The sequence below is a fragment of the Micromonospora sp. DT53 genome (assembly GCF_049841535.1).
In the GTDB taxonomy this organism is placed as follows: Bacteria; Actinomycetota; Actinomycetes; order Mycobacteriales; family Micromonosporaceae; genus Micromonospora.
The window spans coordinates 385,404-409,764 of record NZ_JBNCKM010000007.1 but is presented as its reverse complement, the minus strand read 5'-3'; the positions used below and the strand labels follow the sequence as shown (position 1 = coordinate 409,764).

The 24,361-nt window shown below is 71.8% G+C and carries 27 protein-coding genes; 12 read left to right on the top strand and 15 right to left on the bottom strand.

What is annotated here, in order from left to right; translation table 11 throughout:
* Positions 1–624: 624 nt before the first annotated feature.
* From ACLQ3B_RS23720 to ACLQ3B_RS23710, 3 genes are all read right to left on the bottom strand, one after another.
* Entirely contained in the window at positions 625–1,272 is a 648-nt protein-coding gene (locus ACLQ3B_RS23720) for a response regulator transcription factor (protein ID WP_425782884.1), read from the bottom strand.
* The gene (locus ACLQ3B_RS23715) at positions 1,263–2,420 is read right to left on the bottom strand and encodes a sensor histidine kinase (protein WP_425782883.1); all 1,158 of its coding nucleotides are present in this window, start codon (positions 2,418–2,420) and stop codon (positions 1,263–1,265) included. Before ACLQ3B_RS23715 ends, ACLQ3B_RS23720 begins: the two co-directional genes overlap by 10 nt.
* Before the next feature lie 199 nt (positions 2,421–2,619).
* Entirely contained in the window at positions 2,620–3,402 is a 783-nt protein-coding gene (locus ACLQ3B_RS23710) for a DedA family protein (protein WP_425782882.1), read from the bottom strand.
* Between ACLQ3B_RS23710 and ACLQ3B_RS23705 the strand changes: the two genes are divergently transcribed.
* Genes ACLQ3B_RS23705 through ACLQ3B_RS23690 form a run of 4 tightly spaced genes read left to right on the top strand, consistent with a single transcriptional unit; the run spans position 3,401 to position 6,038 of the window.
* Positions 3,401–4,213 (top strand): carbon-nitrogen hydrolase family protein, encoded by an 813-nt coding sequence (locus ACLQ3B_RS23705; protein WP_425782881.1) that lies wholly within the window; start codon positions 3,401–3,403, stop codon positions 4,211–4,213. The genes ACLQ3B_RS23710 and ACLQ3B_RS23705 overlap by 2 nt on opposite strands.
* Positions 4,214–4,222: 9 nt before the next feature.
* On the top strand, positions 4,223–5,056 hold the full coding sequence (locus ACLQ3B_RS23700) for an MOSC domain-containing protein (protein ID WP_425782880.1): 834 nt from the start codon (positions 4,223–4,225) through the stop codon (positions 5,054–5,056).
* Positions 5,053–5,493, top strand: a complete 441-nt coding sequence (locus ACLQ3B_RS23695) for a VOC family protein (protein WP_425782879.1) — start codon at positions 5,053–5,055, stop codon at positions 5,491–5,493. The genes ACLQ3B_RS23700 and ACLQ3B_RS23695 overlap by 4 nt, the downstream gene beginning before the upstream one ends.
* Positions 5,494–5,537: 44 nt before the next feature.
* Positions 5,538–6,038, top strand: a complete 501-nt coding sequence (locus ACLQ3B_RS23690; protein WP_425782878.1) for a DinB family protein — start codon at positions 5,538–5,540, stop codon at positions 6,036–6,038.
* 42 nt (positions 6,039–6,080) lie between these two features.
* Here the strand turns inward: ACLQ3B_RS23690 and ACLQ3B_RS23685 are convergent, their stop codons facing one another.
* From ACLQ3B_RS23685 to ACLQ3B_RS23670, 4 genes are all read right to left on the bottom strand, one after another.
* The gene (locus ACLQ3B_RS23685) at positions 6,081–6,722 is read right to left on the bottom strand and encodes a histidine phosphatase family protein (protein ID WP_425782877.1); all 642 of its coding nucleotides are present in this window, start codon (positions 6,720–6,722) and stop codon (positions 6,081–6,083) included.
* A gap of 33 nt (positions 6,723–6,755) precedes the next feature.
* A complete protein-coding gene (locus ACLQ3B_RS23680; protein ID WP_425782876.1) occupies positions 6,756–8,201 on the bottom strand; it encodes a serine/threonine-protein kinase in 1,446 nt (481 codons plus the stop codon).
* A gap of 135 nt (positions 8,202–8,336) precedes the next feature.
* A complete protein-coding gene (locus tag ACLQ3B_RS23675) occupies positions 8,337–9,224 on the bottom strand; it encodes a helix-turn-helix domain-containing protein (RefSeq protein ID WP_425782875.1) in 888 nt (295 codons plus the stop codon).
* Between the two features lie 143 nt (positions 9,225–9,367).
* Positions 9,368–9,607, bottom strand: a complete 240-nt coding sequence (locus tag ACLQ3B_RS23670) for a DUF397 domain-containing protein (protein ID WP_425782874.1) — start codon at positions 9,605–9,607, stop codon at positions 9,368–9,370.
* 263 nt (positions 9,608–9,870) lie between these two features.
* Here ACLQ3B_RS23670 and ACLQ3B_RS23665 point away from each other — a divergent pair, with 263 nt between their 5' ends.
* A complete protein-coding gene (locus tag ACLQ3B_RS23665) occupies positions 9,871–10,521 on the top strand; it encodes a GGDEF domain-containing protein (RefSeq protein ID WP_425782873.1) in 651 nt (216 codons plus the stop codon).
* 5 nt (positions 10,522–10,526) lie between these two features.
* Here ACLQ3B_RS23665 and rox read toward each other — a convergent pair whose 3' ends face one another.
* Complete coding sequence (gene rox / locus ACLQ3B_RS23660) at positions 10,527–11,954, bottom strand: rifampin monooxygenase (protein WP_425782872.1); 1,428 nt, start codon at positions 11,952–11,954, stop codon at positions 10,527–10,529.
* Between the two features lie 161 nt (positions 11,955–12,115).
* A complete protein-coding gene (locus ACLQ3B_RS23655; RefSeq protein ID WP_425782871.1) occupies positions 12,116–13,138 on the bottom strand; it encodes a phosphotransferase enzyme family protein in 1,023 nt (340 codons plus the stop codon).
* 100 nt (positions 13,139–13,238) lie between these two features.
* Between ACLQ3B_RS23655 and ACLQ3B_RS23650 the strand changes: the two genes are divergently transcribed.
* Positions 13,239–13,724, top strand: a complete 486-nt coding sequence (locus tag ACLQ3B_RS23650) for a flavodoxin family protein (RefSeq protein ID WP_425782870.1) — start codon at positions 13,239–13,241, stop codon at positions 13,722–13,724.
* A gap of 60 nt (positions 13,725–13,784) precedes the next feature.
* Here ACLQ3B_RS23650 and ACLQ3B_RS23645 read toward each other — a convergent pair whose 3' ends face one another.
* Entirely contained in the window at positions 13,785–14,276 is a 492-nt protein-coding gene (locus tag ACLQ3B_RS23645) for a type II toxin-antitoxin system PemK/MazF family toxin (RefSeq protein ID WP_030336385.1), read from the bottom strand.
* A gap of 50 nt (positions 14,277–14,326) precedes the next feature.
* On the opposite strand from ACLQ3B_RS23645, the gene ACLQ3B_RS23640 reads away from it, so the two are divergent.
* Positions 14,327–14,842 (top strand): NUDIX hydrolase, encoded by a 516-nt coding sequence (locus ACLQ3B_RS23640; RefSeq protein WP_425782869.1) that lies wholly within the window; start codon positions 14,327–14,329, stop codon positions 14,840–14,842.
* A gap of 26 nt (positions 14,843–14,868) precedes the next feature.
* Positions 14,869–16,140: a hypothetical protein gene (locus tag ACLQ3B_RS23635; RefSeq protein WP_425782868.1), complete on the top strand. Its 1,272-nt coding sequence runs from the start codon at positions 14,869–14,871 to the stop codon at positions 16,138–16,140.
* A gap of 38 nt (positions 16,141–16,178) precedes the next feature.
* On the opposite strand, the gene ACLQ3B_RS23630 is transcribed toward ACLQ3B_RS23635, so the two are convergent.
* From ACLQ3B_RS23630 to ACLQ3B_RS23610, 5 genes are read right to left on the bottom strand one after another with little or no spacing between them, the layout of a single operon-like run.
* Positions 16,179–16,652: a DUF2267 domain-containing protein gene (locus tag ACLQ3B_RS23630; RefSeq protein WP_425782867.1), complete on the bottom strand. Its 474-nt coding sequence runs from the start codon at positions 16,650–16,652 to the stop codon at positions 16,179–16,181.
* A gap of 40 nt (positions 16,653–16,692) precedes the next feature.
* On the bottom strand, positions 16,693–17,091 hold the full coding sequence (locus ACLQ3B_RS23625; protein WP_425782866.1) for an NUDIX hydrolase: 399 nt from the start codon (positions 17,089–17,091) through the stop codon (positions 16,693–16,695).
* A gap of 51 nt (positions 17,092–17,142) precedes the next feature.
* Positions 17,143–18,483: an MGH1-like glycoside hydrolase domain-containing protein gene (locus ACLQ3B_RS23620; protein ID WP_425782865.1), complete on the bottom strand. Its 1,341-nt coding sequence runs from the start codon at positions 18,481–18,483 to the stop codon at positions 17,143–17,145.
* 29 nt (positions 18,484–18,512) lie between these two features.
* A complete protein-coding gene (locus ACLQ3B_RS23615) occupies positions 18,513–19,334 on the bottom strand; it encodes a TIM barrel protein (protein WP_425782864.1) in 822 nt (273 codons plus the stop codon).
* Positions 19,335–20,372: a zinc-dependent alcohol dehydrogenase gene (locus ACLQ3B_RS23610; RefSeq protein WP_425782863.1), complete on the bottom strand. Its 1,038-nt coding sequence runs from the start codon at positions 20,370–20,372 to the stop codon at positions 19,335–19,337.
* Positions 20,373–20,487: 115 nt separating this feature from the next.
* Here ACLQ3B_RS23610 and ACLQ3B_RS23605 point away from each other — a divergent pair, with 115 nt between their 5' ends.
* From ACLQ3B_RS23605 to ACLQ3B_RS23590, 4 genes are read left to right on the top strand one after another with little or no spacing between them, the layout of a single operon-like run.
* Positions 20,488–21,882 carry an ABC transporter substrate-binding protein gene (locus ACLQ3B_RS23605; protein WP_425782862.1) on the top strand — a complete coding sequence of 465 codons (1,395 nt, stop codon included), beginning with the start codon at positions 20,488–20,490 and terminating at the stop codon, positions 21,880–21,882.
* Positions 21,879–22,835 (top strand): carbohydrate ABC transporter permease, encoded by a 957-nt coding sequence (locus tag ACLQ3B_RS23600; RefSeq protein WP_124821995.1) that lies wholly within the window; start codon positions 21,879–21,881, stop codon positions 22,833–22,835. Before ACLQ3B_RS23605 ends, ACLQ3B_RS23600 begins: the two co-directional genes overlap by 4 nt.
* Complete coding sequence (locus ACLQ3B_RS23595; protein ID WP_425782861.1) at positions 22,835–23,701, top strand: carbohydrate ABC transporter permease; 867 nt, start codon at positions 22,835–22,837, stop codon at positions 23,699–23,701. The genes ACLQ3B_RS23600 and ACLQ3B_RS23595 overlap by 1 nt, the downstream gene beginning before the upstream one ends.
* Before the next feature lie 54 nt (positions 23,702–23,755).
* A complete protein-coding gene (locus ACLQ3B_RS23590; RefSeq protein WP_425782860.1) occupies positions 23,756–24,361 on the top strand; it encodes a class I SAM-dependent methyltransferase in 606 nt (201 codons plus the stop codon).

Genomic DNA, 24,361 nt, shown 5'->3' with positions numbered 1-24,361 from the left:
ATGCTCTTACGCAAGATCGTGTTCATGGGGGTAGCTCCTTCGGGGGTAGAACACCCAACCACCAAGGGGGGCGGCGGTGGGGTGTGAGCACCTCGTCCGGCGCTGCAACAAACAAAGGGGAAAAAGTCTTGGGGGGGGTGACGCCCTGTCGGGCGTCGGGGTCGGCGGCCTACGAGCGGAGGGCTCGTGGCGCCGGGTCCAGGTGTAACGACCGGGGGCCGAGGGTCATTCCCGGGCTGGCCCACCTGGCTGGCACCCCCATCAGGGTGGTGCCTGCGGTCGTTCGTGGGGACTGCAACGACCGGCCCGAGGCTGGCATTCCAACCTGCGCGACCCGCCCCCAGGGGCAGGGGCGGTGGTCGGTGGTGCTGCGATCGTCAGGGTATGTAACGACCCCGACCCGGCCATGATTCCGACCCACGGGTGCGACCAGTCACCACCCACAACACCCACGCCGGACAAACACCCCACACCAACACCCGGCCCACCGCAGCGGACCGCCCCATACCCGCATGATCCACTCGGGTTCACGGAAGTCGGGCGATCCCGGACTCCCGGACATCCCGACTTCCTGAAACCCGAGTCGATCACGCCGGACTCCGGCCGTGCGCGACGGGCCTCCGGTCACCTGGGTGTCAGGTAGCGCAGGATGGCGAGGATTCTCCGGCTGTAGCCGGTCGTGTGAGCGAGGTCGAGTTTGTCGAAGATGGCGTTGACATGCTTCTCGACCGCACTCTGCGATACGTGCAGCCGCTGGGCGATGGCGAGGTTCGTGTGCCCCTGGGCCATCTCGTGCAGGACGTCCTGTTCTCGGGTTGTGAGCCGACCGAGCGGGTCGGGCCGTTCCGAGCCGGCCACCACCTGACGAACCACCTCCGGGTCGAGGGCGGTGCCTCCGGCGGCGACCCGGTCGAGTGCGTCGAGGAAGTCGTCCACCTGGACGACCCGGTCCTTGAGCAGGTAGCCAACCCCCTCGGGGCGGTCCGCGAGCAGCCGCCCGGCGTAACGGCGCTCCACGTACTGGGAGAGCACGAGCACGCCGGTGTCGGGCCAGCGACGACGGATCTCCAGGGCGGCCCGCAGACCGTCGTCGGTGTGGGTGGGTGGCATCCGGACGTCGGTGACGACCACGTCGGGACGGGATCGTCCGACCGCCTCGACGAGCTGGTCGGCGGTTCCGACCGCCGCGAGCACCTCGTGGTCCTCGTCGGCGAGCAGCCGCGTCAAGCCCTCTCGGAGCAGCGTCGAGTCTTCGGCGAGGACTAGTCGCACGGCAACTCTGCCAGCACGGTCGTCGGACCGCCGGCCGGGCTGGTGACCTCCAGCCGGCCGTCCAGCGCGGCGACCCGCCGCGCCAGCCCGGACAATCCGCGCCCGGTCGGGTCCGCCCCGCCGACGCCGTCGTCGCGCACGCGCATCCGGATCCACCCATCCTGTACGCCGATATCGACAGTGACCAGGGTAGCGGCGGCGTGTTTCGCGGCGTTGGTGAGCGCCTCGCAGGCCACGAAGTAGAGCACCGTCTCGATCTGCCGCTGGGGGCGGACCGGTAGCTCGCAGCGGATCCGCACCGGCGTCTCGGATCCGCGGGCGACGATGGACAGGACCTCGCCCAGATCGCTGCCGTCCAGTGCCGACGGGTAGACCCGCCACGCCACCTGGCGCAACTCCTCGATGGCCCGCTGCACGTCCTCGTGTGCCTGCGCGAGCAGCGCGTGCGTACGGTCGGTGTCGCGGGCGCGCCGGGCCCGGCCGAGCAGCATGCCGAGGGCGACCAGCCGCTGTTGGAGGCCGTCGTGCAGGTCGCGTTCGATGCGCTGCCGTTCGGCGTCGACGGCGGCGATGACCCCGGCCCGGCTGGTGGTCAGCTCGTGGACCCGCCGCGTCAGCTCCGCCCGACTTCCCGGGCCGAGAAATCGTCGGGCCAGCCAGATGTCCAGCGCGGCGACGCTGGCGACGGCCTGAACGTTGAGCAGTAGCAGCACCGCCCCCACGACGATCTGGGACAGGGCGTCGGGAAGGGTCAGCTCTCCGCGCACCGCCGCGCGCAGCACGATCCCGGCCAGCACCACGCCGACGCCAAGGACGGCGTACGCCAGTAGGCCCAGCGTGCCGGGTAGCAGTCGGGCGGCCAGGTAACCGACCTGCCGCCGGGTGGGCACCACGTTCGGCGCGGGCAGATCTGCTGCGGCGAGTAGCCCGGCGAGGCGGCGATGTTCCATCCGTACCAGCCGCTCCCGGTACCGGTCAGTCAGGCCAGCAACCCGACGGCCGCCGGCAGGCGCGACCACGCGCACACTGGATGCGGCGGCCGCGACGATGAGGAAGGCGAACTCGACGGCGGCCGTCGCGATCCCGACGGCAACGCCGAGCGGCAGCCGAAGCCGAAGCCACCACCTGCCGGTTCGCCCCTGTCCCACCACCTCGCCCGCCTTCCACGCCGAGTCTGTTCCCCCTTGCTCTGCCTCATCTGACCCCGCCCGCAGGCCACCCCGAGTGGTGCGTGGTCTGACCCCGCCCGCAGGCCACCCCGAGTGGTGCGTGGTCTGACCCCGCCCGCAGGCCACCCCGAGTGGTGCGTGGGGTGAAGCAGAGCAAAGGGAACCAGAGAGGGACTGACTAGCGCTCGTCCGAGGCCCACGATCCGCTTCGGTAGAGGGTGCCGCGGCCGCCCGGGTCGGGCATCGCGTTCAGTGCGCTCTGCTCGGGTTCGGTCGGCTCGGGGTTCCGCGCGGCGCGGCGGGCTTTCAGCACGCGGGACCCGACGAACCAGGTAACAGCCGCCGCGCAGACCACGATCACCACCTTCTGGAGTGTGCCGACGTAGCCCTCGACGAGGTGCCAGTTGTCGCCGAGCAGGTAACCCGCGAGCACGAATGTGGTGTTCCAGATCAGGCTGCCCAGCGTGGTGTAGAGCAGGAACGTGGTGACCGGCATCCGCTCCACGCCGGCCGGAATCGAGATCAGGCTCCGGAAGATCGGGATCATCCGACCGAAGAAGACGGCCTTCACACCGTGCCGCAGGAACCACGCCTCGGTCCGGTCCACGTCGCTGAGCTTCACCAGTGGGAGTCGCGCCACGATGGCGCGCATCCTGTCGCGTCCCAGCGCCGCGCCGATCAGGTAGAGCGCGAGCGCGCCCAGCACCGAGCCCAACGTGGTCCAGAAGATCGCACCGACCAGACTCATCCGTCCCTGCGCGGCGACGAACCCGGCCAGCGGCAGGATCACCTCACTGGGGATCGGCGGGAAGAGGTTCTCCAACGCCACCGCCAGGCCGGCACCCGGCCCGCCGAGTCGTTCCACCAGGTCAGTGACGTAGCCGACGATCCCGTCCTGCGGTGGTTCCGCTGCGGCGGAGGGGGTTCCGGTGGCGAAAACGGTGTGGGACGTTCGAATCATGCGCCCACGTTACGAAGGAATCCTGAGAGTCGACCATGAGGCCGACCACCCGGCCGCGCGGGCCGACCACACCGCCGGGGGTGCGGAAAACCGCACCCCGCTGCGGCTCGCGGTGACGCAGCCGCCGTGCGTACCCCTTGATGTCGCGAAGAACGCGCGGGCGCACGCCGCCGCGGTCCGCGCGGCGTGCGCCCGGGTGGTGGTCTTTCCGGAGCTGTCACTGACCGGGTACGAGTTGGACGCCCCGGTCGTGTCGGTCGACGATCCGCGGTTGGCGCCGCTGGTCGAGGCGTGCGCCGAGACGAACGCGCTGGCCCTGGTCGGCGCGCCGGTCGCGGGCGACCACATCGCGATGCTGGCGGTGACCGGCGGCGGTGCGGCGGTGACGTACCGGAAGATGTGGCTGGGGGACGCGGAGGCCCGCCGGTTCCGGCCCGGCGACGCGCCGGTCGTGCTCGATGTGGACGGTTGGCGGGTGGGGCTGGCGATCTGCAAGGACACCGGCGCGGCCGAGCACGCGGAGCGGACCGCCGCGCTCGGGATCGACGTCTACGTGGCTGGTGTCCTGGAGTCGGCCCCTGACGCCACCGTGATAGACCGGCGGGCGCACCGGATCGCCACCGCGCACCGGGTCTGGGTGGCGGTGGCCAGCTTCGCCGGGTCGACCGGCGGCGGCTACACCGAGGCGGCGGGCCAGTCGGGTGTTTGGACGCCGGACGGCGAGGTGTACGCCCGCGCGGGCACCGACCCAGGCGAGTCGGTAAGTGTCAGCCTCACTCAGCCCGACCGTGGCGGCGGCAGGCGCGGTTAGGGTGACGAAATGATCTCCGGACGAGTGGCGCAGCTGCGGCGGTATCCGGTGAAGTCGCTGCTCGGTGAGCGGACCTCGGCGGCCGATGTCGGCGCGACAGGTGTCGCGGGTGACCGCGTGCTGGCCCTGCTGGATCAGACCAGTGGACGGGTGGCCAGTGCCAAGCAACCCCATCGCTGGCGCGGCCTGCTCACGCTACGGGCGACCGGCGGGGTGACCGGTCCGGTACGGATCACCCTGCCCGACGGCCGAGACCTGTCGACCGAGGACCCCGACATCGACGGGGCGCTCAGCGCGGCGGTGGGCCACCCGGTGACCCTCGTCGACGCCGTACCGCCCGGCGCCACCCTGCTGCGGTCCCACCCGGAGGCGGTGCTCGCGGCCGGCCTCACCGACGAGGTCCCGGCCGACGAGAGCCGGCTCGGGTCGGTGCTGTCCGGGACCTTCTTCGACTTCGCTCCGATCCACCTGGTCACCACCGCGACCCTGGATCGGATAGCCGGGCACCTACCGCCCGGGGCGGGGACTGTGGAACGCTACCGGCCCAACCTGCTGCTCGACACGGACACGGACGCCTTCGCTGAGAACGACTGGGTCGGCCGGGAACTGCGCGTCGGCCCGGACCTGGTGCTCGCCGTGCTCGCCCCGACGCCGCGCTGCGCGGTGCCCACGCTCGCGCACGGCCCGCTGCCCCGCGAAACCGAGGCGCTGCGGGTGCCCGCCCGACTCAACCGGATCGAGCCGCTACCCGGGATGGGTCCCCAGCCGTGTGTCGGCGCGTACGCCACTGTGGTCCGTTCCGGCCGGGTGGCTGAGGGCGATCGGGTTACGGTCAGCCGATGAGCATTGTCCCCTCCCGGCTGTCCGTGATCACCCTGGGAACACGCGATATCGCCGCGCTGCGGTCGTTCTACCGGTCGTTGGGGTGGCCCGAGCTGCCGGCAAGTGACGACGGCTGGTCGGCCTTCCTGCTCGGTGGTGTGCTGTTGGCGCTCTACCCGCTGCCGGAGTTGGCCGCGGAGGCGGCGCCGGGCGTCCCCCCGCCGGCCGGTGGTTGGTCCGGAGTCACCCTGGCCTGCAACGTCGACAGCCGCGACGAGGTCGACACGGCATTCGAAGCGGCCGTCGCGGCGGGCGCTACCGTGGTGGCGGAGCCGACCGACCGATCCTGGGGTGGGCGTTCCGGTTACATCTCCGACCCGGAGGGCAACCGCTGGGAGATCGCCTGGGCCGGCACGGCCCGCTTCGACGAGCGCGGCGCTCTTGTCGCCTTCGGCTGAGCGTGCTGTTTGCGCGGCGGCGATGACCTTGAAATGCTTCGGGAATGACCTCCTTCCCGGGAACCTTCGCCGATGACGTCGTCGGCCAGTCCGCCCAGACGCAGTTCGAGGCGTTCATCGACGAGCACCGCAGGGCGCTCAACGGCTACCTGGACGGGCTGACCGAGGAGCAGGCGCGCCGGTCCTTGGTGCCGTCCCGGACGACGTTGCTGGGTCTGGTGAAGCACGCCACGGTCGTGGAGAAGGTCTGGTTCGACGAGGCCATCACGTGTCGGTCCCGGACCGAGATCGGCATCCCGGCCACGCCGGACGAGTCGTTCATCCTCGACGACGGCGACACGATCGCCACCGTCCAGCGCGCTCACCGGGAAGCCTGCGAAGGCTCCCGCCGCGCCACGTCCAGCCTGGGCCTCGACGACCTGCTTCGCGGCAACCGGCGCGGCCCACTGCCGCTGCGCTGGGTCTACCTGCACGTGCTGCGCGAGCTGGCGCAGCACTGCGGGCACGCGGAGATCCTGCGCGAGCAGATCCTCGCCGCCGACTAGCGTCGCGCAGACCCGAACTGGTGGCACTCGGGGCGGCCTGGGTCACCCTCTGGCCCACCCGCCGGTGTCGGCGAAGCGCCGCAGCGTCCAGCGGGCCGGCGGCCAACCACCGGGGTCGTGGTCGGTGGTCCACTCGGTGATCGAGGCCGGCGGCACGTCCAGGTCGAACGCCCGGAAGACCGGCTGCGCGGCGAGCGCGTGGAACGCGCCCTCGACGGTCTCGCTGTGGCCCACCAGGACCACTGTGGAGCCCCGATGCCGGTGGGCGATCTCCATGATCGCGCGGCTGACGCGGACCACCAGTTCGGCCCAGCTCTCGTTGCCCTCCTCGAACGGTCGGAACACGCCGCCACCCGGCACCGCGTGTTCGGTGCGGAAACGGGCGGTCGGCAGGCCGTCGGCGTACGGGGGTGTGTGCCAGGTGCAGAGACCACAGTCGGCCACCGGCCGGACGCCGAACGCCGCCCCGATCGGTTGCGCGGTCTCGACCGCCCTGCGCAGTACGGACGAGTAGACCGCCACCGACCCGTCGGCGGCGACGTCACCGGTGAGCCGGTTCGCCAGGTCGTGTGCCTGCTCGTGGCCGAGGGCGGTGAGGCCCCGACAGCCACGTGGCCCACCGACGATTCCCTCCAGCTGGTGGACCGACTCGCCGTGTCGCACGAAGATCAGACGTGTCCGCATCGGGACATCATGCCAGCGGTATCGACGGCGGTATCAGTCGTCCGTACGGCCGGAGGAGAAGCTGCCGGCCTGCGTGAGCAGAGCGTCCAGTTTCGCGCCCGTCTGCGCTGGTAGACGGTCGCGCCGCACCAGCTCGGCGATGTGGTCCCGCAGGTCGGCGACGCGCCTGGCGCGGTCCCTGGTGCGGCGGTCGAGGTCGGCGAGGTCGTCCCGCAGATCCTCGGCGGTCTTCGGGTCGACGTCGCCGCGGGCGACCGCGGTGCCGAGGACGGCCGCGAACTCGCTTGTCACCTCCCGGAAGCTGACCGGTATCTGCTGCCCGACTGGCGGCGGCGCGGTGCTGGCGGCGGAGGATGGCGAGGATGCGGAGGACGGCGCGGCCGGTGTCGGCGAGTGCGTCGTGGGTGCGGGAGCCGGGGCGGAGGTCGACGGCGCGTCGGCGATCTCGACCGGGTCGGGTGTGCCCGGGTTGCCCAGCGGATTTTCCACGAGCAGGGCGCCGACGCCGATCAGCACGGCGAGAACGGCCGCGACGAGCGCGAGTGGCCGACGCGACCGGCGTCGGGCCGGCGCGGCGGCAGCCGGACGGGCCACCACCGACCGGTCGATCAGGGTGGGCGGGTGGGCGGCCGGCCGGATGCGCAGCAGCTCGGTGGGCGGCTCGATCGGTTGACCGGCACCGAAGCGGCGGGCGAGGTGCGCGGCGCTCGGCCGGTCGGCCGGGTTGGCGGCCAGGCAGGCGACGGTCAGCTCGGCGATGTCGGCGGGTAGGCCGGGCACCCGCAGTGGCGGCACCGGGGTGCCCCGCCTGTGCACTTCCAGCGCGTCCTCCCAGCTCTGCACGGGCAGTGGCGCCCGCCCGGTGAGAGTGCGGTAGAGCAGTGCGCCGAGGGCGTACACGTCGCTTGCCGGGTCGGGCGGGCCGGCGGCCAGCCGTTCCGGGGCGAAGTAGGCGGGTGTGCCCATCAGCGGTTCGCCGGACTGACCGTCGAGGCCGCCGAGCGCGGCGATGCCGAAGTCGAGCACCTTGGCGCCGGTGTCGGTGAGCATGACGTTGCCGGGCTTGACGTCGCGGTGCACGACGCCGATGCGGTGCGCGGCGGCCAGCGCGGCGGCGATCTGGCCGGCCACCCGGACCGCTTCCGGCCAGGGCAGCGGCCCGGTCCGCAGCCGGTCAGCCAGGTTGTGACCGTCGACCAGTTCCATCACCAGGTACGGGACCACGACGCCGCCGGCCAGGGTCGCCTCGGCGTAGTCGTACACCTGGGTCACGTGTGGGTGGGTCAGCCGGGCGGCCGCGCGGGCCTCGCGTTGGATGGTGGCCCGCAGCTGTGGGTCGGTGGCGAACTGCCCGGCGAGCACCTTGATCGCGACCGACCGCCCGAGCACCTCGTCGTCGCCTCGCCACACCTCGGACATGCCACCGAGACCGATCCGCTCGTGCAGTACGTAGCGGTCGTGGAGGCGGAGAGTGGGCATCAGCGGCGACATGGCTCCACCAGTCTGCCTGGCAACGCCGCCCTCGACCACTCTGCGTGCCCGACCCCACACTGTTCGTCCCGTGCGTGCCGAAATGGGGTGGGGTTCGGGTCGGGAGCAGCGGGGGTTCGAGGGTCAGGCCGGGTACGTCTCGTCCAGCAGCCGGCCGAGGATGTCCGCCGTGCGCTCCGGCGGCTCGGCCTCGACGCAGAGCCGCTCCATGGCCACCGCGTAGTAATCCAGATCGTCGCGCTTGTCGAGGTAGATGGCGCTGGTGAGCTGTTCGATGTAGACGATGTCAGGTAGCTCCTGGTCGCCGAAGCGCAGGATGGTGAAGGCGCCCCCGGCGGCGGCGTGGCCACCGGCGGCGAACGGGATGACCTGGAGCCGGATGTGGGGCGACTTGGTCGCCTCGATGAGCGCGGCGAGCTGGCCGCGCATGACCTCGGCACCCCCGATGGGCCGGCGCAGCGCCGCCTCGTCCACCACGGCCCACAACTGCGGGGGGTTCTCCCGCTGGAGCAGCTGCTGACGTTGCATCCGCAGCCCGACGCGTCTGTCGATCTCGCCCGCACCGGCCCCGCCGTGCCCGAGCAGCACGACAGCTCGGGCGTACTCCCGGGTCTGCAGGAGGCCGGGCACGAACTGCACCTCGTAGCTGCGGATCAGTGCGGCCGCGGCCTCCAGGCCCAGGTACGACTGGAACCAGGACGGCAACACGTCGCCGTAGCGGTGCCACCAGCCTGGGCTGTTCGCGTCCCGTGCGAGTTTGAGCAGCGCGTCGCGCTCGTGTTCCTCGGTGACGCCGTAGAGGGTCAACAGGTCGGCGACGTCGCGCTCCTTGAAGCCGACCCGACCCAGCTCCATCCGACTGATCTTGGATTCGGAGGAGCGGATCTCCCAGCCGGCGCCCTCCCGGGTCACCCCGCTGGACTCCCGGAGGCGGCGCAGTTGGGCGCCGAGCAGCATGCGCAGCACGGTCGGCCCGGTTGTCGGGCCGCCCTCGGCGGGAACCATCGTCACGTGCGGACCTCCGGACACCGACCCACGGCGGCCGGGCGCCCCGGCCCGGCCGACGTGTAAGCATGCCATGGACCGACAGTGAGGTGAACTCCTCCGCGCCGGTGAATAAGTCCCGTCGCCGGGACGACCCCGCCCCCGGACGGTCAGTTGATCAGATTGTCGAAATCTCCGTCCCGCGCACCGAGAACGAAGGCGGCGATCTCATCCACCGTGTAGATCAGCGCCGGCCCCTCCGGGTGACGTGAGTTACGGACCGCGATGCCCGCTCCCCCGGGCAGCTCGGCGAGTTCGACGCAGTTGCCGCTGGGGTTGCTGCGGCGGCTCTTCTGCCAGCTCAGCGGAGGCAACTGGTGGATCGGTACGCCATTGGGTGGCTGATGCATGGGGGCGTCTTTCTGTTACGAGCCCGCCGGTGGCCGTGGGAGGAGCGGTGACGGCGAGGGGGTGCGGTATCGACATTGGACGGTTCTGCACGTGCATCTGCTATTGCATCTGCATCCGACGGCGAGCATGATAACGCACATGATCGGTGCCCATCCGTTCACTTTGCGTTACCACCACACGGGCACGATCAGGCAAAACTAGGCCCGACGCGGCGCGCCGCGTCAACCGAAGGCTGGAGGCGGTCGCGGCGATGGGAGGGTTCGTGCCGGATCCGATGAGTGTCGCCTCCGGCGTGTGCGCGGCCGGCGCACTGCTCTCCTCTTGGCAACTACGCCGACGGGCGGTGCGCGCCGAGGCCGAGATCGGCCACCTCCAGGCCGAGTTGGCCGCCGAACGGCACGCGGCCAGTCACGACCCGCTCACCGGGCTGCCCAACCGACGCGCCTTCTACCGCCTGGCAGCCGCCCTGCTCACCGACGCCGCCGGCCAGCCGCTGATCGCCGTCGTGCTCGACCTGGACGACTTCAAGCAGATCAACGACCGGTACGGGCACGCCGCCGGCGACCAGGTGCTGATCAGTGTGGCCGAGCGCCTCGCCGGCTTCGCCGGGGACAACCTCGTGGCCCGCCTCGGCGGCGACGAGTTCGCCGGATTGCTCTCCAGCCCCACCGTCGACGGGCGCTGGATCGAGCACTCCACCCGCCGGCTCAGCGAGACCGTCGCGGCGCCGATCCGGCTCAACGGGTGCAGCGTCCGGGTCACCGCCTCCGTCGGGCTCGCCCCGGTGACCGGCCCCGCTCAGCTCACCGACGCGCTCAGCCGCGCCGACGCGGCCATGTACCAGGCGAAGAGCCTGGGCGGCGCCCGATCGCCCCGCCAACTTGTCGACAGCGCGTACCTCGCGGAGCGCTGACCGTTTCAGGCGACGGGCGCGCCGAACCACCTGGGCAACTGGCTGAACAGGTCGGTCTGATCGTCGCCGACCCACGCCACGTGCCCGTCCGGCCGTAGCAGCACGGCGGGCACGTCCAACTCCTCGCTGACGTCGATGACATGGTCGACCCGCCCCGCCCAGCCGGCGACCGAGAGCTGGCCGGTCTGGTCGAGCAGCAGTCCGCGGCCACCGTGCATCAGCTCGTAGAGGCGTCCCCGCGTCAGCCGTACGTCACGCATGTGGCGCCCGAGCATGTCGTGGCCCGTGCCGAAGTCGTAGCGGACCCCGATCGCGGTGATCTTCTCGATCAGGTACCGGTTGACGTCCTCGAAGTCCAACAGCTCCGACAACAGCCGACGCACCGACCGCGGCCCCGGCTCGGGTGAGAGCAACAGCATCTGTGCCCGGGTGTTGTTCAGCACGTCCTCGGCCACCGGATGCCGTTCGTTGTGGTAACTGTCCAGCAGTCCCTCCGGTGCCCATCCGTTGAGGTCGGCAGCCAGTTTCCAGCCGAGGTTGAACGCGTCCTGGATGCCGAGGTTGAGTCCCTGCCCGCCGGTCGGCGGGTGGATGTGCGCCGCGTCGCCGGCCAGCAGCACCCGACCGACCCGGTAACGCTCGGCCAACCGGGTGGCGTCGCCGAAGCGCGAGAGCCAGCGCGGTGAGTGGACGCCGAAGTCGGTGCCCGCGTACACCCGCAGTTGGTGTTTGAACTCCTCGATGGTCGGTGGGACCGTGCGGTCCTCGACCACCCCCTCGGCCGGGACGAGGACGCGGTACACCCCGTCGCCGAGGGGTCCGAGACCGAATCGGAGATGGGTCTTGCGGACCTCGGCCACCACGTCGGCCACCGTCTCCGGCGGCACTCCCACCTCCATCTCCCCCAGCAGGGTCTCGACGCTGCTCGGTTCGCCGGGAAAGTCGACACCGAGCAGCCCGCGTACGGTGCTGCGACCGCCGTCGCAGCCGACGAGGTAGCGGGTACGCAACTGGGTGCCATCGGCCAGCCGCACGGTCACCCCGTGGTCGTCCTGGCTCAGGCCGACCAGTTCGCTGCCGCGCCGGATCTCGACGCCCACCTCGCTGGCGTGCTCGCTGAGGAGACGGTCGGTGATGGTCTGTGGGATACCGAGGACGTACGCGTGTGCGGTGTCCAGCCCGCCCGGCGACGGCTTCGGAATCGCGGCGAAGAAGCCCCCCACCGGGTACTGCTGTCCGAGCGCGAGGAACCGCTCCAGCAGACCTCGCTGGTCCATCACCTCGATGCTGCGTGCGTGCAGGCCAAGTGCGCGGACGTAGCTGGTCGGCTCGGCCTCCTTCTCGAGCACGAGGGCATGCAGGCCGTGCAGCCGCAACTCGCTGGCCAGCATCAATCCGGTAGGTCCGCCGCCAGCAATGATCACATCGATCATGGAATCCCCCGATTTTCCCACGTTTGGGTGTCGGCTGGAGATTCTGCTGCACCACCCGGGTCTTGCCGCAAGGCCCCCGGTGCGCTATATGTTGGAAGTGGCAGAGAGCGGATCCGCTCTTTGCCTTACTTTTTGTCCACCGCAGACGACGTGGTCGCCGCTCAGCGCCGCCGGTCGAGGTCGCGCAACGCCGCGTCGGCGAGGGTGACCAGACCCGCCTGTGACACCAGCCCTCGCACGATCCGCGCCGCCTGGCTCCGATCGGCCGGCTCGGCGTCGAGGTCCAACGCCTGGCGGGTCCAGTCGCTGAGGTCGTCGAGCGCGCGGACCGCGAGGAACCAGGCCAGGCGCACCGGGTCGACATCGGTCCTGCCGTAGCCGGCGAGCACCGCTTGCTGCTGCTCGCCGGTGATCGGCGCGAAGGCGAGCACCCCGCCGAGGACGAACATGAGATCACACTCGGGTGGGGCGAGCACCGCGTCGTCCCAGTCGATCAACCAGACCTGCCCGTCCCCGCCGAGTAGCAGATTGCCCAGGTGCGGGTCGCCGTGACAGACGACGTTCGCACCGGGCCGGTCGCGCTGGTCGACGGCGCGGCGCTCGACCTCGCGGGTCAACACCCCCAGCCGGTCGGCCACCGCGGACCACACACCCGCCAACTCCGCGACAAGCGGGTTCGCGAGGTCGGCCGGGGCCGGGTCGCGCAGCCGTGCGGCCATCGCGCGGGTCGCGGTCACGATCGAGGGGTACGCGGCACCGCCCGCCGGTAGCAGCCGGCTCAGCTCGTCGGTCACCGGTGCCGCGTGCACGGCGGCCAGCAGTTCGCCGTACGCGCGCCAGTGCGCGCTGGTCATCGGGCCGCCGAGTGCCCGCTGGCCGGAAACCCACGGCACCACGGAGAGGCGGCGACCGTCGTGGTCGACGGACAGCCGTCCGTCGTCGGCCCGCAGCGGCGCGACGATGCCCGGCACCCCCTGCTCGGCCAGGAACGCCGTCACCACCAGGCCGGCCCGGGTGCCGCCACCGCTCAGCTTGACCGCGTACCGACCGCCGTCGGCGGCCTCGGCCAGCCAGAGGCGGGCGTATTGGTCCGCGCCGGAGGTGACCGACTCCATCGTGGACAACTCCAGGCCGAAGCTCGTCCGCACCTGGTCGACCACCTGCCGTGCGACGTCCTGCGCCATGCGGCCACCATGCCAGCGCTCCGGCCACCGACCCAGCGGTTTTGCCGGTCGCAGGGGCGTTCTGAGACGTCCTATCCGGGTATGGGAAGTGCGTTTCGGAGTGTCCACGGACGAGGGCGACGGCGACGCCTGGCCAATGATCCGCGCCAAGCTGACGGCAGCCCAGATTCTCATCATCGCCACGCCGATCTGGCTCGGTCAGCCCTCCAGCGTCTGCAAGATGGTCCTGGAACGCCTCGACGCCGAACTCTCCGAGACCGACGCCGAGGGTCGACTCCGCACCTACGGCAAGGTGGCCGGTGTCGCCGTGGTCGGCAACGAGGATGGCGCCCACCACACCATCGGCCAGGTGCAGCAGGCACTCAACGAGGTCGGGTTCACCATCGCCGCCGCCGCCGCGACCTACTGGGTCGGCGAGGCACTGCAGACCGTGGACTACCGCGACGCCGGGCCCAAGCCCGACACCACCGGTCGCACCACCAAGGCCCTGGCGCTCAACACCGCACACCTGGCCCGACTCCTTGCCGACCAGTCGTACCCGCCGCCGGACACGAAGAATGCCGCGGCGGGCCCGAGCCGCGAGTGAACCGGACTACCAGGCGCCTCGCTGTCGGGCTGCCCCACTTCCGGGGCAGCCCCGCGGCGGTCAGCGCCAGCCGTAGCCGGCGCGCAACGCCTGCCCGACCCGGTCGAACCGAGGCCGATCCAACACGGCGCCCTCCCGGCGGATGCTGTCCTCGCGCATGGTGAGCACCCGGTCCAGGCGGACCCAGCTCGGCCGGTTGTCGCGGTCCCACTCACCCGGCCCGAGCGCGAACCAGTGCCGCTGCCCGTCCCGCTCGCTCTGGCTGGACAGCATCAACCCGAACAGGGTCCGGCTGTGCCGCCCGACGACCAGCACCGGCCGGTCCTTGCCCTGGCGGGGGTCGTCCTCGTACGGCACCCACGTCCAGACGATCTCGCCCGGGTCGGCCTGACCGTCCCGCTCCGGAGCGTAGGTCAGCTCCCGACGCTGCAACGCGCTCACCTGACGGCGGCGGGCCACCTGCGCGGGCGCCGGCCCGGTGCGCCGGGGCGACGGGATCACCGCACCGACCCGAGAGATACGCGCCGCGACATTCCTCAACAGACCAGCCACGGCGGGCAGCCTACCCGCCGCCGAAGCGGGCGGTGCGACAGACTGGCCCGATGAACGAGCTGCCCCGCGACCTGCCGATCCTGGAGCGACGCGCGGTGCGGGTGGTGGTCACCGACGGCACCGACCGGGTGTTGTTGTTTCACACCCACGACCCGGACCACCCCCGGCTGGGCAGGTGGTGGGAGCTGCCGGGCGGCGGCATGGATCCCGGTGAGACCTACCGCGACACGGCGGTGCGGGAGCTACGCGAGGAGACCGGCATCGTGGTCACCGCCGACCAGGTGGGCCCGCCGACCTGGCGACGGCGGGCGAGCTTCCTGCACCGCCAGCTGCGACACGTCCAGGACGAGGTTGTCGTCGCCGTACGACTGGCGGGACCCGGACCGGACGTGGACGAGGCGCACCGGCTCGACTACGAGCGGGAGGACTACTTCGGCTTCCGCTGGTGGCCGTTGGCCGAGGTGGTGGCCAGTCGGGAGCGGTTCTACCCCGGGCAGCTCCCCCGACTGATCACCCCGTTTCTCGCCGGCACGGAGATCGACGAGCCGTTCGAGCTGTGGTCGTGAGCCAGGCCGGCGGGCAGAGTAGGGACATGAGGACCGATCTGCACGGGCCGCTCTCCGCGTACGCCGCGCGGCTGCACGCCACCGCCGGCGACCGGCACCACGTCGCCTCTCCGCTCGGCGCCTGGCTGCTGCTCGCGGTCGGCGCCACCACGGCGGCCGGCCCCGACCTGGCCGCCGAGGCAGGAGCCGCCGAGGCGGAAGCCGCCGCGAAGGGAGCAACCGCCGAGCTGGCGCGCGCCCTGGGCACCGACCTGCCGAGCGCGGCCGAAATCGCCCGAACGCTGTTGGACGCGCCGCACCCGCTGGTCGGGGCCGCCACCGCTCTCTGGCACCGACCGCGGCAGGGCGACGGCGGGCCGGTGGCGTGGCGGGCCGCGCTGCCCAGCACGACCGAGGTCGGCGTACTGCCGGATCAGGCCGGGTTGGACGCCTGGGCACGCGAGCATACCCTCGGCCTGATCGAGACGTTCCCCCTGCGGGTCCGGCCGGACGTGGTGCTGGCCCTGGCCAGCGCGTTGGCCACCCGGGTGTCCTGGGCGACCCCGTTCGACGTCGCCGACGCACGCGCGCTCGGCGCCAACAGCCCGTGGGCCGGCCAACTACGGCGGGCCCTGCGCAGCCCGAGCCAGGGCCACCGGTGCGCCATCGTGTCCACCGTGCGGGCCGGTGACGTGATCGTGCACGCCGCACCGGCACAGACGACCGACGGCGCGGGGCTCGTGGTCCTCTCGGTGGCCGCCGCGCCGCACGTGCCACCGGCCGAGGTGCTGGCCGTCGCGTACGACCTCGGCGCCGGCGCGGCCGACGGCACGCAACCGGCGGGCAGCCGCTCGCTGTTCGACCTGCCGCTCGGCGCGACTCCGCTGTGGACGCTGAGCGAGGAGCGGGTCCGCACCCGCGCTCGCGACGGCCGGGAGGAGCGGCACCACGCCGTCCTGCCCTGCTGGTCGGCGCGGAGCGAGCACGACCTGACCGCGCCGACGCTCGGCTTCCAGGCGGCGGCGGCAACGCTGGCCACGGCGATGGCGCTGCCGGTGGAGCGCTTCGAGGCACGGCAGACGGCGGTGGCCCGGTTCGACAGGTACGGGTTCGAGGCGGCGGCGGTGACCGGCATGTTCGGGCTGACCAGTCTGCCGCCGGAGGGCGTGGCCCGCACCGCCGAGCTGCGCTTCGGCCACCCGTACGCCGTGGTGGCCGTCGCCACCGACACCCGGACCGACGGTGTCACAGGCCCCTGGCACGGGTTGCCTGTCTTCTCCGCCTGGGTCACCGAGCCCGAGGAAGCGCCCGAGGCGTGAGCCACCTCGCGGCGGCCAGGCGGCCGGGCCGAGCCAGGTCAGAACCCGCCGTCGCGCGGCAGTCGCGCCACCATCTCCCGGAACTCCCGTACCGTCATCGCGGACCGCAACGTGGCGAAGACGGCGCCGGTTCCGGCCCGGGCGGTGGCCGGGTCCACCCCGGCACGCTGTTCCACCCGGCGAAGAAACTCCGTCGGGCCGGCGCCCGTCGGGATCGCGGCGGCGCCGCCGACCTCCAGGCCCACCCCGCTGGTCAACCCATCAGCGCCGGCATCAGGACCGGAGGCCACTTCCGGGGCGGGACCGGGGCCCTCGTCCCGGGCCGGACCTGTCAGGTAGCCGCCGACCTCGTTCGGGAGGTGCCCGACGAGGTCGCCCGGCGCGTCGCCGGTCACCCGCTCGGCCAACGTCTGGAGCACGGCGCGGGCGAGCACGGCGGCCTCCTCGGCCGGCAGGCCGGACCGTTGGGACACCGCGTCGATGAAGTACGGGAACCCGTCGCCGTCGGTCACGCTCGGCCGGTTACCCGTGGCCGGCCGCGACAAACTGCTGCTAGGCCAGCAGACCCTCGGCCAACAGGTGGTCAAAGATGATCTGGTCGACCGGCGACGTGCGGAGTCGGTCCGCGTACCCGAGCCAGGCCATCTCGGCGATCTCGCTGGCCGGCCGCAGCTGTCCCCGGTAGCCGGCCCGGTAGCAGGTCATCCGCACGGTGATGCCGGTCGTGTGGCCGTGCGCCTGGGCGGTGAAGGTGCCCAGGTGCACGGCACCAGGCACGTCCACCTCGACGCTCAACTCCTCGTCGATCTCCCGGCGCAGGGTCTCCAGGTCGCTCTCGCCCGGCTCGCGCTTTCCGCCAGGTAGGTACCAGACGTCCTTGCCCACCGACCGGGTGCTCAGCACCCGACAGTCCTCGACGAGGATCCAGGCCACCTTGTCGATCTCGCGCACGATGCTCCCTCCGGCCGCTGGGACCGGGGACGCTACCACCCGGCACCGCGCTCAGTCGGCCAGCAGGTCGAGCAGCAACGCGGCGGTCCAGCTGAACGCGGGCGAGCCCAGCCCGGCGCCGGTGTCCGGGTGGAAGTACTCGTGGCAGCCGGCCCCGGCGACCAGACCGATCATCGAGCGGCGCAGCCCGGCGGCCAGCTCCGGGTGCCCGTGCGCGAGCAGCCCACGCCGGACCAACCAGCCGATGTTGAGCCAGCTCGGTCCACGCCAGTAACGCAGCGGCTCGAAGTCGGGTGCGGTGCGGTCGTAGGTGGGAAGCGGCCGGCCCATCCGCCGAGCCACCCCGAAGCGCGCCGACCGGGCCTCGACGACCAGCGCGTCGGCCTGCCGGGTCGGCAGGTCGGGAAGGATCAGCGGGGTCAGCCCGAGCACGGTACGGGCGCTCACCAGGCTGTCGGTGCGCAGGTCACGAGGCTGGAACGTGCCGGTGTCGGGGTCGTACAGCCGCCGGAGGAGGGCTTCGGTGATCCGGACCGCGCGGGCCCGGTGCGGCCCGGGGTCGCCGCCGACGAGCGCGGCGATCTCGGCGAGGGCGTGTTCGGCGGCCCCGAACGCCGCGTTGAACAGCGGACACTCCACCAGGAACGGGTGACCGGTGGCCAGGTCGCGGTCGGAGTAACCGTGGTCGCGGTAGGCGGCGACGATCGCGAGGTAACGCGCGTAGTCCAGGTCCGTGGGGCGGTGCGCGGCGTCGGCGTGCGTGGTGTCGTGTCGACGGTACGCACGCATGACTGCCGCCTCGGCCGGCACCGCGGCCATCGGCTCGTCCCACGCCGGGCTGTTGTCCAACCCGGACTCCCACGGGTGCACGATGCAGACCAGCCCGTCACCGGCCACGTCCCGCCGGTCGGCCAGGTAGCGCTGTTGGGCGACCAGCGCGGGATAGAGCCGGCGCAACGCCGCCAGGCCGGTGGGGTCGGGCGCCCGCCGGTACGCCAGCAACGCGGCGAGCGCGTGCACCGGCGGCTGGACCAGGCCGGAGGTGGCCACCGTCGGTGCTCCCGGCACGTCGGCCGAGCCCCACATCTCCGGCCCCGGGAAGTACGCGCCGACGCGCAGCGCCGGGTTGAACACGATGTGCGGCACCCGCCCGTCGGCCCACTGCGCCCGGAACAGGCTCGTCAGCTCCCGCCAGGCGCGGTCCGGGCGGACCTGGGCCAGCCCGACCGCGATGAACGCGGAGTCCCAGCTCCACTGGTGCGGATAGAGCGTGCGCGAGGGCACCGTGTGGTCGTGCTCCCAGTTGGCGTCGAGCGTGTCGACCGCGAGTCGACGCAGCCCGGCCACATCGGTCGGCCCACCCGTGCGGGCGGCGTCGAGGTGAGCGGTCACGTCGACGCGCGTCGGCCCGGCACCCGCGCTCACGCGGCGGCCCGCCGGGGCATCGCGTGTCGCAGCACCGTGGCGGCCTGTTGCAGGGCCCGGACCGGGTCGCCGCGGAGGCGGCACTCCAGGGCCAACCAGCCCCGGTAGTCCAGCTCCAGCAGCGTACGCACAAGCGCCGGCCAGTCCAGGTGCCCGGCGCCGGGCTGGTACCGGTTGGAGTCGCTGACCTGCACGTGCCCGAGGTAGGGCGCGGCGGCGCGCAGCGCGCGGTGCACGTCGTCCTCCTCGATGTTCATGTGGAAGGTGTCGGCGACCACCCGGACCGACGGCAGCCCGAGCGCGGCGCAGAGCGCCACCGCCTCGTCGAGACGGTTGACCATGTGGTCCTCGTACCGGTTGAGGGGTTCCAGGAAGAGGGTGACCCCCTCGGCCCGGGCGTGCTCGCCCAGCTCGCCGAGGGCGTCGAGGAGCACCTGCCGGTCGCCGCCCGGCGGACGGGGCGGCTCGAACGGCGGCAGTCGCCGGGAGAACATCCCCCAGGCGGCCGGGGTCATCGCCCCGACGCCGCCCAGCTCGGCGATCACCGACAGCTGGGAGCGCAGGTTGCGGACGGCGTCGGCGGACCGGGCGGGGTCGAAGTCGCCGATGAAGTGGTCCATCTCGACGCAGACGGTGGGCATCACCACCCCGGCGGCGCGGGCCCGGCGCAGCTCGGGCAGCCGGCGGGCGAACGCGAGGTCGCCGCGGCCGCGTAGCTCGATGCCCTGGTAGCCGAGGGCTGCCGCGAGGGCGTACTTCTGGGTCAGGTTGGTGCCCGGCAGGAGTTGTTCCTGACAGGCCAGCGCGATGGTGGTCATCTAGAACCTCAGCACGACTTGGAGGACGTCACCGGCGCCGCGGTCGAGCAGCGCGAGGGCGTCGGCGACCGCGCTGGCGTCGACGATGTGGCTGACCAGCGGCAGCGGGTCGACGCTGCGGTCGGCCACCAGGTCCATGAAGGTCTGCGCGACCCGGTCTCCGGTCCACCGCCCGGCCATGCTCGGCGCGGGGGTGGGCCCGGAGACCTGGGCGGCAACCAACTGGATGCGGTTGTGGTGGAACTCCTCGCCGAGGCCGAGCGCGTCGGCCTGGCCCTGGTAGAAGCCGGCGGCCACGACCCGGCCGGCGTGGGTGGTGGAGCGGATCGCCTCGTGCAGCGCCGGGTACGTGCCGGACAACTCCAGGCAGACGTCGGCTCCCCGGCCGTCGGTGGCCTGGCGCAGCACGGCGGCGGCGGACGCGACGGTGGCGTCCACGATGGATCGAGCGCCGTATCGGGTGGCGTGCGCCAGCCGGTCGGGCACCGGGTCGACGGCCACCACCCTTGCCCCGGAGAGGACGGCGAGCCGAGTGGCGAGCAGCCCGATGACGCCCTGCCCGAAGACGCCGACCCAGTCGCCGAGGTGCAGGTCGCCGGCGAGCACGGCGGTCAGCGCGATGGCGCCCGGGCGGGCGAAGACCGCGACGAGCGGGTCCAGCCCGGTGGGGAGCGCGCGGACCGCGTCGGCGGCGAGCACGGCCTCGGCCCGGTGCCCCCAGATGCCCCAGACGAGCTGCCCCGGATGCCGGTCGGTGACCTCCGGCGCGACCTCGATGACCTCGCCGACCTCTTCGTAGCCGAAGCCGATCAACGGGTAGGGCACCGGTGCCTGTCGGGGGACGAACATCCGGGCGACGTCGTCCCAGTCCTTGCTGAGCCGGGGATTGCTGCCCCGGTAGAGGGTCAGCTCGGTGCCGGCGGAGATGCCCGAGTAGCAGGTGCGGACCCGGACCTGGCCGGGGCCGAGCGGATCCGGTGGGCAGGGCTCGAGGCTGATGCGTCGAGGCCCGGCGAGAGAGACCACCCAGTTGCCCATGTGTCACATCCCGGTAGCACTGGGCTCCAGGATAGCAAAAAATCGCGATATGTCTTGCTATTGATCAATCGAAGGTGTTGGATCCGTCATGTACCCTTCGAGAGGAGTGCCACCGATGTCAGCACCTCCGAGGCGGATACTCGCCACCACCCTGATCCTGGCACTGACCACGTCCACCCTGCTGGCCTGCGGCGACGACGGATCGGACAGCAACAGCAAAAAGATCACCGTCTGGAGTCTGGAAGACGTGGCCGACCGGGTCACCGCCACCAAGGCGATCATCGCCGACTTCACCGCCAAGACCGGAATCCAGGTCGACCTCGTGACCGTCAACGAGGACCAGTTCCCCTCCCTGATCGCCGCCAACGCCGCCGCCGGCGACCTACCCGACGTGGTCGGGTCGGTCTCCCTCGCCGGCATCCGTACGCTCGCCGGCAACGAGCTGCTGCACGCCTCGGCGAACGCGGAGGTCGTCGACAAGCTCGGCAAGCAGACGTTCTCGCCCCGGGCACTGGAGCTCACCTCCGACGACGGCAAACAACTCTCCGTACCCAGTGACGGGTGGGGCCAGCTGCTCGTCTACCGCAAGGACCTGTTCGCCGCGGCCGGCCTGCCCGCCCCCGACACGTACGAGCGGATCACCACCGCCGCGGCGCGGCTGAACACCGGCGGCGTCGCCGGGATCACCGCGGCGACCGCCCCCAGCGACGTGTTCACCCAGCAGACCTTCGAGCACCTGGCTCTGGCCAACGGCTGCCAGCTCACCGACGACTCGGGCAAGGTCACCCTGGATTCGCCCGAGTGCGTCGAGGCGTTCCGCTTCTACGGTGACCTGATCCGCACCAGCTCCGTGAAGGGCGCGCAGGACGTGGACACCACCCGGGCCACCTACTTCGCGGGCAAGGCGGCCATGGTGGTCTGGTCGCCGTTCATCCTCGACGAGCTGGCCGGGCTGCGCAACGACGCCAAGCCGACCTGCCCCCAGTGCCAGGCGGACCCGGCGTTCCTCGCCAAGAACAGCGGGTTCGTCACCGCGATCAAGGGCCCGAACGGCACCGAACCGGCCCAGTACGGTGAGATCAGCTCCTGGGCCGTGCTGGACGGCGCGGCGGCCGACCCGGCGAAGTCCTTCGTGGAGTACATGCTCGGTGACGGCTACCCGAGCTGGTTCGGCATGTCCCCCGAGGGCCGCTTCCCGGTACGCAAGGGCACCCCGGCCGAGCCGGAGGCGTACCTGACCCGGTGGAACACCAGCCAGGCCGGCGTGGACGCCAAGAAGCCCCTCGCCGACGTGTACGGCGACGAGGTGCTGGCCACGCTGCGCCGCAGCCCGGACACCTTCGGGCGGTGGGGTCTCAGCCAGGGGCAGGGCAAGCTCGTCGGCGCCATGCTCGGCGAGTTGCCGGTGCCCAAGGTGTTGGGTGACCTCGTCTCCGGCAAGTCCGACGCGACGGCCACCGCCAACCGCGCCAAGAAAGACGTCGACGCCATCAAGGCGGGCGTCAATTGACCACCACCGCGCCCGGCCCTGGCCGCTCCCCCACCCGGGAGCGGCCGGCGCCACCCCGGCGCCGACCACTGACCCTGCGCCGCCGCGAGTCCCGGGCCGGGCTCGCGCTCGTCGCACCGACCCTGCTCGTCACCATCGCGGTCATCGGCATCCCGATCGTGTGGACCGTGGTGCTCGCCTTCCAGCGGGTCCGGCTCGCCACGCTGCGCAAGACCGGGCTGTTCGGCGAGTTCACCATGGACAACATCGACCGGGTGCTGCACACCCCCGGCTTCGCCGAGACGCTGTGGGTCACGCTGATCTACAGCATCGGTGGCACCGTCGGGTCGATCCTGCTCGGTCTGGTGGCCGCACTGGTCGTCCGCCGGCCGTTCCGGGGCCGCACCCTGGTCCGGGCGTCCATGCTGCTGCCGTACGTGGCGCCGGTGGTCGCGGTGACGTTCGTCTGGCAGGTGATGCTCGACCCGCAGCTCGGCATCGTCAACTCGTGGGGCCAACGCCTGCTCGGCTGGGACGCCCCGGTGCCGTTCCTCACCCAGGAGTCGACCGCGCTGGCCACGGTGATCGTCTTCGAGGCGTGGCGGTACTTCCCGTTCGCGTTCCTGTTCCTGCTGGCCCGGCTCCAGGCGGTGCCCGGTGAGTTGGAGGAGGCCGCCCGGGTCGACGGCGCCACCCCCACCCAGCGGTTCCGGCACATCCTGCTGCCGCAACTGCTTCCGGTGATCGCCCTGCTGGGCGTGCTGCGCTTCATCATGACGTTCAACAAGTTCGACGACGTCTATCTGCTCACCGGCGGTGCGGCCGGCACCGAGGTGGTCAGCGTGCGGGTGTACGAGTTCCTCACCGCCCGTACCGACATCGGGGCCGCGGCCGCGCAGGCGGTCGTGTTGGCCGTGGTGCTCATCGTGTTCGTGCTGATCTACCTGCGCTTCTTCGGACGGAGGGTGAGCTGATGGACCGGGACGTGGTCGAGACGGTGAGCCTGCGTTGGCTGCGCCGCCTGGTGATCGCCGTGTTCCTGGTGATCACCGTCTTCCCCTTCTACTACATGCTGGTGCTCTCGGTGCGTCCCATCGAGCGGTTGCTGCTCGACCCCGGCGCGCTTGTGGTCGGCTTCGGTGAGCTGACCGTGGCCACGTACGCCGAGGTGCTGAAGGCCACCGACGACGGCGGGCAGGGTTTCCTCACCTTCATCCGCAACAGCGGGCTGGTCGCCGTCGCGGCGACCGTGCTCACCCTTCTGGTCGCGATCCCCGGCGCGTACGCGGTGGCCCGGCTGCGGTTCTTCGGCCGGCGGCAGGTGGACTTCCTGTTCCTGGCGGTCTACCTGTTCCCGTCGATCGTCATCGCGATTCCGCTGTTCGTGGTCTTCACCCGGGCCGGGCTGCGTGGCTCACTGTTCGGTCTGATGCTGGTCTACATCTCGCAGACGTTGCCGGTGTCGGTCTACATGCTGAAGAACTACTTCGAGACCATCCCGGTCAGTCTGGAGGAGTCCGCCGCCATCGACGGCGCCGGCCGACTCGGCATCATCCGGCGCGTCAGCCTGCCCCTCGCCATGCCGTCGATCATGGCGGTCGCGCTCTACGACTTCATGATCGCCTGGAACGAGTTCCTCTTCGCCCTGCTGTTCCTGGTCGACAAACCCGACCGATGGACGGTGTCGCTGGGGTTGTCCCTGCTCGCCGACGGGGTGGAGGTGCCCAAGACGGTGCTGATGGCCGGGTCGGTGGTCCTCACCCTGCCCATCGTGATCCTCTTCTTCGCCAGTGAGCGACTGCTCACCGAAGGGCTGACCAGCGGCGCGGAGAAGGGATGATGGTCTCGTCCGGGTCGCCCGCCCGGCCCCCACCGGCCCGGTTACGGTGGCCTCATGGCCAACCCGACCCGCTGGGCGACCGACACCGGTCCCGAGCACTCACAGTGGTATATCGACCGGTTCCGCAAGCTCGTGGCAGAGGGTGCGGACCTGGCCGGCGAGGCCCGACTGGTGGACGCCCTGGTCGCGCCCGGCTCCCGGATCCTCGACGCCGGCAGCGGCACCGGTCGCGTCGGTGCCGCCCTGGCCGAGCGGGGGCACACGGTGGTCGGGGTGGACGCCGACCCCGCGCTGGTGGATGCCGCCCGCGCCGACTACCCCGGCCCGACGTGGCTGGTCGCCGACCTCGCCGAACTGGATCTGCCGGCGTTGGGTGAGGCGGAACCGTTCGACGCGGCGGTGCTGGCCGGCAACGTGCTCGCCTTCGTCGCCGTCGGCACCGAACCGGAGGTGCTGCGCCGGGTGGCCGCCCACCTGCGACCCGATGGCGTGCTGACGGTGGGGTTCGGCACCGAGCGCGGCTACCCGCTGACCGCGTTCGACGCCGACGCGGTGGCCGCCGGGCTGCGCGTGCAGCAGCGCTTCGCCACCTGGGACCTGCGCCCGTGGCGCGACGACGCCCCGTTCGCGGTAAGCGTCCTGCGCCGCCCGGCCGACTGA

Excerpts from the sequence above, each read along its gene's own strand:
- ACLQ3B_RS23680 (WP_425782876.1), bottom strand. The coding sequence starts at position 8,201 with ATGCCCACTCTCCGCCTCCACGACCGCTACGTACTGCACGAGCGGATC.
- ACLQ3B_RS23615 (WP_425782864.1), bottom strand. The coding sequence starts at position 19,334 with ATGACCACCATCGCGCTGGCCTGTCAGGAACAACTCCTGCCGGGCACC.
- ACLQ3B_RS23705 (WP_425782881.1), top strand. The coding sequence starts at position 3,401 with ATGCGCCCACGTTACGAAGGAATCCTGAGAGTCGACCATGAGGCCGAC.
- ACLQ3B_RS23595 (WP_425782861.1), top strand. The coding sequence starts at position 22,835 with ATGGACCGGGACGTGGTCGAGACGGTGAGCCTGCGTTGGCTGCGCCGC.
- ACLQ3B_RS23655 (WP_425782871.1), bottom strand. The coding sequence starts at position 13,138 with ATGGCGCAGGACGTCGCACGGCAGGTGGTCGACCAGGTGCGGACGAGC.
- ACLQ3B_RS23640 (WP_425782869.1), top strand. The coding sequence starts at position 14,327 with ATGAACGAGCTGCCCCGCGACCTGCCGATCCTGGAGCGACGCGCGGTG.
- ACLQ3B_RS23605 (WP_425782862.1), top strand. The coding sequence starts at position 20,488 with ATGTCAGCACCTCCGAGGCGGATACTCGCCACCACCCTGATCCTGGCA.
- ACLQ3B_RS23670 (WP_425782874.1), bottom strand. The coding sequence starts at position 9,607 with ATGCATCAGCCACCCAATGGCGTACCGATCCACCAGTTGCCTCCGCTG.
- ACLQ3B_RS23685 (WP_425782877.1), bottom strand. The coding sequence starts at position 6,722 with ATGCGGACACGTCTGATCTTCGTGCGACACGGCGAGTCGGTCCACCAG.
- ACLQ3B_RS23610 (WP_425782863.1), bottom strand. The coding sequence starts at position 20,372 with ATGGGCAACTGGGTGGTCTCTCTCGCCGGGCCTCGACGCATCAGCCTC.
- ACLQ3B_RS23635 (WP_425782868.1), top strand. The coding sequence starts at position 14,869 with ATGAGGACCGATCTGCACGGGCCGCTCTCCGCGTACGCCGCGCGGCTG.
- ACLQ3B_RS23700 (WP_425782880.1), top strand. The coding sequence starts at position 4,223 with ATGATCTCCGGACGAGTGGCGCAGCTGCGGCGGTATCCGGTGAAGTCG.
- rox (WP_425782872.1), bottom strand. The coding sequence starts at position 11,954 with ATGATCGATGTGATCATTGCTGGCGGCGGACCTACCGGATTGATGCTG.
- ACLQ3B_RS23695 (WP_425782879.1), top strand. The coding sequence starts at position 5,053 with ATGAGCATTGTCCCCTCCCGGCTGTCCGTGATCACCCTGGGAACACGC.
- ACLQ3B_RS23690 (WP_425782878.1), top strand. The coding sequence starts at position 5,538 with ATGACCTCCTTCCCGGGAACCTTCGCCGATGACGTCGTCGGCCAGTCC.
- ACLQ3B_RS23590 (WP_425782860.1), top strand. The coding sequence starts at position 23,756 with ATGGCCAACCCGACCCGCTGGGCGACCGACACCGGTCCCGAGCACTCA.
- ACLQ3B_RS23710 (WP_425782882.1), bottom strand. The coding sequence starts at position 3,402 with ATGATTCGAACGTCCCACACCGTTTTCGCCACCGGAACCCCCTCCGCC.